Origin of the sequence: Flagellimonas oceanensis (assembly GCF_003992595.1) — a bacterium.
GTDB classification, from domain to species: Bacteria; Bacteroidota; Bacteroidia; order Flavobacteriales; family Flavobacteriaceae; genus Flagellimonas; species Flagellimonas oceanensis.
The window spans coordinates 1-5,866 of sequence record NZ_RZNA01000051.1 but is presented as its reverse complement, the minus strand read 5'-3'; the positions used below and the strand labels follow the sequence as shown (position 1 = coordinate 5,866).

Sequence of the window (5,866 nt, the reverse complement as noted above, 5' to 3'; positions counted from 1 at the left end):
ATACTGTGAAAGTCAAAACACAAGAAAAATGGTTCTAAAAGTCATTTAAAGTTACAACAAGAACTGTAAGTGTTTGCTCCCGATGGGAACACGCTTGATATGATTTTAGATGGTTTTAAATGAACTCAAACGATATGCCTAAAAACACAAAACACTGAAAATCATAAGATTAACAGTGTTTTGATTGTACTTAAATAAGTTAAGTCGGGGTGGCAGGCCAACCCTATGAAATATAAATAGTTGATTTATAGTATTTTACACCGCTAACACAGACCGGTTAACCGAACTCTGAACCGTGTTTAAATCGGCACATCCAGAGGCAAAACTTATGGGAGTTTTACACTACTAATTTAGGCATTTTTTTGATAACCAAGGATTTTTGTAAAAAGGTTTCCCTTTTTCTTTCCTCTGGTTTCTACATAAATCGCGAGTAATCCTAAAAACTCATTTTTGTATGAAAAATATGTCATTTAGTTGTTTCTATCGCTATATTTATTACATGTTCAGAAGAAAATCATTTCCTTTTTACAAGCAACTCGACCAAATGGACTGTGGTCCCACTTGTTTGAGAATGATTTCTAAATATTATGGCAGGTTATACCCGGCAAATTTCCTACGACAAAAATCGAATATTACTCGTGATGGGGTTTCAATGGCTGGAATCGCAGAAGCAGCAGAGAAAATAGGCTTTCATACATTGGCAGTAGCATTGGATTTTGAGACATTGAAGAATGAGGTTCCATTACCCTGTATTGCCTATTGGCGGCAACGACATTTTGTTGTGATTTATAAAATAACCAAAAACAAGGTGTTCATTGCTGACCCTGGACATGGTTTCTTAGAATATTCGAAAGTGGATTTTTTAAAGGGGTGGATAGGGAAAAATGCGGATGACGACTCAGAAGGTTATTTGCTTCTTATAGAACCGACACCTAAATTTTATGAATTCGGGGAAGATGAAAAAACCAACTATGGTTTCAGATTTCTTACAAAGTATTTTATTCCTTATCGAAAGTACTTATTTCAATTATTTCTAGGACTCTTTGCAGGAAGTATTCTACAGTTAATATTTCCTTTTTTGACGCAGTCCATTGTTGATTACGGGATAAATTATGAAAATATCAATTTTATTTACCTGATTTTAATAGCACAATTAATTCTATTCATTTCACAAACTACAGTTGAAGTAGTTCGAAGTTGGATATTATTACATGTTACCAGTCGCATAAACATAAGCCTTATATCTGATTTTTTGATAAAATTGATGCGGTTGCCAATTGCATTTTTTGATTCCAAAAATACAGGTGATATTCTTCAAAGAATCTATGATCATGAGCGCATACAAGATTTTTTCTCAAGTACTACCCTGAATACACTTTTTTCTGCTTTCAATGTAATCATTTTTGGTTTAGTCTTAGCCTATTATGATTTGACTATCTTTTTACTCTTTTTTATTGGTTCATTGATTTACATAGGCTGGACTTTAATGTTCCTTAAGAAAAGAGCTCGTCTAGATTACAAAAGGTTTGACCAGGCCGCTGACAATCAGAGTAATATTGTTCAACTGATTTCTGGTATGCAGGAAATCAAATTGAATGGTTCAGAACGAAGGAGGAGATGGGAATGGGAAGGTATACAGGTTAAGCTATTTAATATTTCAGTCAAGAGCCTGTCACTTACCCAAACACAAAATGTTGGCGGACAATTTTTCAATGAATTAAAAAACATACTCATAACCTTCATTTCAGCTAAATCTGTTATAAATGGGGACCTTACCTTAGGAATGATGCTTTCGGTTCAATACATCATTGGCCAGCTGAACCTACCCATAAATAATTTTATAACATTTATACAATCGGGTCAAGACGCTAAAATCAGTCTTGAAAGGCTAGCGGAAATCCATCAAAAGAAGGAAGAAGAAATTGTAGGAGAAAAGAGCGTTGAAGAATTATCAGAGAATAAGACCATTTACATTGACAAACTGGTCTTTAGATATGGTGGGAATAGTGCTAAAAAAGTTTTGGACAATGTTACGCTTCAGATTCCAGAAGGAAAGGTTACCGCCATTGTTGGAACCAGTGGTAGCGGTAAAACAACTTTGATAAAATTGTTGCTCAAATTTTATGATCCGGAAGAAGGAAAAATTAGGGTGGGAGAAAATAATTTATCCCAAATAAACACAATGTTCTGGCGTAGAAACTGTGGGTCAGTTATGCAGGACGGCTTTATTTTCAATGATACGATTGCACGAAATATAACCGAATCAGACCCTGAAGGAATTATGGAAAAAGAACGGCTTCACCAAGCTGTTAAAGTTGCAAATATTAGTGATTTTATTGAGGAATTACCTTTAGGCTACAACACTAAAATAGGAAGTAGTGGTGCAAACATAAGTGGAGGGCAAAAGCAACGAATTTTGATTGCGAGAGCGGTATATAAAAATCCTAACTATATTTTTTTTGACGAGGCTACTAGTTCATTGGATTCCAATAATGAAAAAGACATTATGCAAAACCTTGAGGAGTTCTACAAAGGTAAAACCGTTGTGGTTGTCGCTCATCGTTTAAGCACTGTAAAAAATGCGGATCAAATCATAGTTCTAGAAAGGGGAAAAGTTATTGAACGTGGGGATCATTTTACTTTGACTGCCAAAAAGGGAGTATACTATTCACTGGTTAAAAATCAATTAGATTTAGATCAATAAGATGAAAAAAGTAGACATCGACAATAAGGGGTTTGGCTTCTTTGAGGAGCGATCAGATAAAGTTCGAGAGATTTTGGGAAAAGCACCAAATTGGATGATTAGATCAGGATCTCTGTTAATATTCTTTATAATCCTTTTATTGGTCTTTGGCTCGGCTGCGATAAGCTACAATGAGATTATTCCTGCTCGAATACTGATTACCTCAAACAACCCACCAATTAATCTCAAGGCAAAAAGTTCCAGTCAATTAAAGAAGGTACTTATTCAAAACAATGAGGAGGTGATTGAAGGTCAAGTACTCGCTGAACTTGAAAACAATGCTGAGCTGAAAGATATCAATTACTTAGAATCCACCTTAAGAAATGATTGCAATAACATCTCGACGTTAGATAGCTTGGAGTATTATTTTCCAGTTAACTTAAAACTAGGAGTAATAAAACCAGTGTATGATAGCTTTCTTTACTCCTATCAAAACTTGATTTCATCAAAAACCCGAAATTATAAAGATAACTTAGAGCCATTATTTGCAAACAATCAATTAAAAGAACTTAGTCAAATTTTAAAGGTCCGTACAAAACAATTAGCGGATATTGAACAGGAGTTGACCGTATTAAAAAGCAAGCTAGAAAGTAACAAAGATTTTTTACCTAAAGAAACTAACTCACACATTGATTATATAAAAACTTCAACAGACTTTTTTGAACTACAGAAACGACAGGAAGTTTGTTTACAGGACATATTGCGTATCCAGTCTGTTATCATCAATTATGAAACAATTTTAAAAAATAGTGAAACACCTGATACTAAATCATTAGAAAAAAACATTCAAAACCTAGAGAATACCAAAAACCATCTTATTGTTGCTGTTAACAAATGGCGACAAGATTACCTTATGGTAAGTCCTGTGGATGGCAATGCAATTCTTTTTGATATTTGGGCCCCTTATCAAAATATCACCATGGGCGAAACAGTTATTACCGTACTTCCAAAAAATAAAAAGGGTATTGTTGGCATAGTCAATCTTCCGATCAATAGTTCAGCAAAAGCGAAAATAGGGCAAGAAGTACTGATAAAATTAGACAATTATCCTTTTGAAGAATGGGGAAGTTTAAGGGGTCATGTTAAGGAGATTTCAGAGGTGCCAAAAGATGGGGGCCAACCGTTTTATACCATGTATGTTAGTATGGATAGTTTGAAAACTTCTTTTGACAGAACTATTCCTTTCAAACAAGTAATGTATGGAAATGTTGAAATCATAGTAGAAGAATTAACTCTTTTGCAACGTATTTTTTATCAACTAAGAATTGTAGATTCTCCAAATAGTTGACCCAACTGAAAACCGTATTGGACAAATCCAATTCAAACTACCAAGGAAAGAAAAACATTATATATGTTATAAAATTAGAATTACTTCAAAAATATTTAATAGGAGGGAATTTATCCTTGTCTTGTTGTTTTGACTCCCACTTAAATTGAAGTTTGCTTATCTGAAATTGCAACAAGTGATCGATAGTATCGATATAAAAAATCATATAAGACCATCTCATTTAGCCGGTTCTTAGATTTGAACAATCTATTCATTGACATATGTATATAGCTACTTATAAGACTATGAAATCCGACTTTCAAATTGCCTCTATCCCTTAGTTTTATAAGTTTTTCAGCGAATGGTGATATAAGTCTTTTTTTAGTATGTAGAATTTCTATCAGGGGTTCATACATTGGTAAACTCTTCTTGGAAAAGCTCATGAATTGTGCTAGCCTGTCCATCTTGTTTCGATATTTATCATCCAATTGTTTTTTCAAAAAGCGTGACATCCCAAATTCTTTTCCAAAAACTATTTTCAAATTTTCCATTAACTCCTTCTTTTGCATAAGTGTAAAGTGAAAAGTATCCAGAAAATTGTCAATATATCGCAATCCAAATAACCAACGTAATTCTTCGCCCTCATCGCCTTCTATAAGATCTAAAAAATGTATTATCGCCTCACTATCATAATAAAAAATCGACTCGGAAATATTCATTGAATTGTACCCGTATCGCTCTAGCTCTCTTTGATAAGTATCCAATTGTATATTCCAAACAAACTCATATTCTGTCCAGGGTTGCAAACATTTATACATTTCATCGATAACTCCGCCAATATATTGGATAGGGCGGTCAATGTATACCACCTGCGGCGGATGAAAGTGAGCAGTGCAAATCAAGTGCACGAGATCGACTCATTTTGGTGCTGAAGTTAACGTTTATTTTTAATTTTTTTTCTCATTGATTCCCCTTTTATGTCCACCCTGTGAGCCGAGTGCACCAGCCGGTCAAGGATGGCGTCGGCGATCGTTTTTTCACCGATGACATCGTGCCATGCCTCCACGGGCAGTTGTGAGGCTATAATGGTGGACCTTTTGCCGTGCCTGTCCTCTATGATCTCCATCAAAGAGTGCCTGTTGATGTTGTCCAATGGTTTTAGGCCAAAGTCATCCAGTATGAGCAGGTCCTGTTTTTCAAGTTTTCCAATGAATTTTAGATAGGACCCGTCCGCCTTTGAGGTTTTGAGCAAGGTAAAGAGTTTGGCCGTGTTGAAGTACATGGTCCTGTGCCCCATTGAGCAGGCCTGGTGCCCGATGGCGGAGGCCAGATAGCTCTTGCCGACCCCGGTGCTCCCGGTAATGAGCATATTTTCACCCTTGCGTATAAATCCACAGGAGGCGTAGCGCTGTATCCTGTTCCTGTCGATGTTCCTTCCAGGGCCGTAATCGATGGCCTCCATAACGGCACCGTACCTGAACCTTGCGGCCTTTGTCAGGCGCTCGATCTTGCGGTTGTGCCTATCGTCCCATTCGGACTGTACCAGATAGGCCACCAGTTCATCGTTGGTATAGTCCATGCTCTCGGGCGAGAGGCTGGTGTCAAAGGCCCTGAGCATCCCGTGGAGCCTGAGCTGTTTCATCTGTTCCAATGTCTTTGTGTTCATGTTGTCTGTTTTAATGTTTGTCATTTATAATAGTTTCCTCCCCTGATGTTATCGTGGTCCGGGACCTCGGAGGTATCCTCCGGGTCGTCCTCCAGGGTGTCCCACCCTTTTTTCAGTATCCGCTCCACCATGCTGTAATTATAGGCCCCATAGTCCGATGCCCGCCTGCAGGCATTGTCCAGCCGTTGGT

4 protein-coding genes are annotated in these 5,866 nt (G+C 36.9%); 2 read left to right on the top strand and 2 right to left on the bottom strand.

Going from position 1 to position 5,866, the window contains the following annotated elements; all coding sequences use genetic code 11:
• Positions 1 to 499: 499 nt before the first annotated feature.
• Both EO132_RS17205 and EO132_RS17200 read left to right on the top strand, forming a co-directional pair.
• Positions 500 to 2,704, top strand: coding sequence for a peptidase domain-containing ABC transporter (locus tag EO132_RS17205; RefSeq protein ID WP_127139049.1), 2,205 nt, complete (start codon positions 500 to 502; stop codon positions 2,702 to 2,704).
• A gap of 1 nt (position 2,705) precedes the next feature.
• Complete coding sequence (locus EO132_RS17200) at positions 2,706 to 4,031, top strand: HlyD family secretion protein (protein ID WP_127139048.1); 1,326 nt, start codon at positions 2,706 to 2,708, stop codon at positions 4,029 to 4,031.
• Between the two features lie 140 nt (positions 4,032 to 4,171).
• Here the strand turns inward: EO132_RS17200 and EO132_RS17195 are convergent, their stop codons facing one another.
• Entirely contained in the window at positions 4,172 to 4,918 is a 747-nt protein-coding gene (locus EO132_RS17195; RefSeq protein WP_127139047.1) for a thiopeptide-type bacteriocin biosynthesis protein, read from the bottom strand.
• Positions 4,919 to 4,944: 26 nt separating this feature from the next.
• Positions 4,945 to 5,676 carry an IS21-like element helper ATPase IstB gene (gene istB / locus EO132_RS17190; RefSeq protein ID WP_127136804.1) on the bottom strand — a complete coding sequence of 244 codons (732 nt, stop codon included), beginning with the start codon at positions 5,674 to 5,676 and terminating at the stop codon, positions 4,945 to 4,947.
• Positions 5,677 to 5,866: the final 190 nt, after the last annotated feature.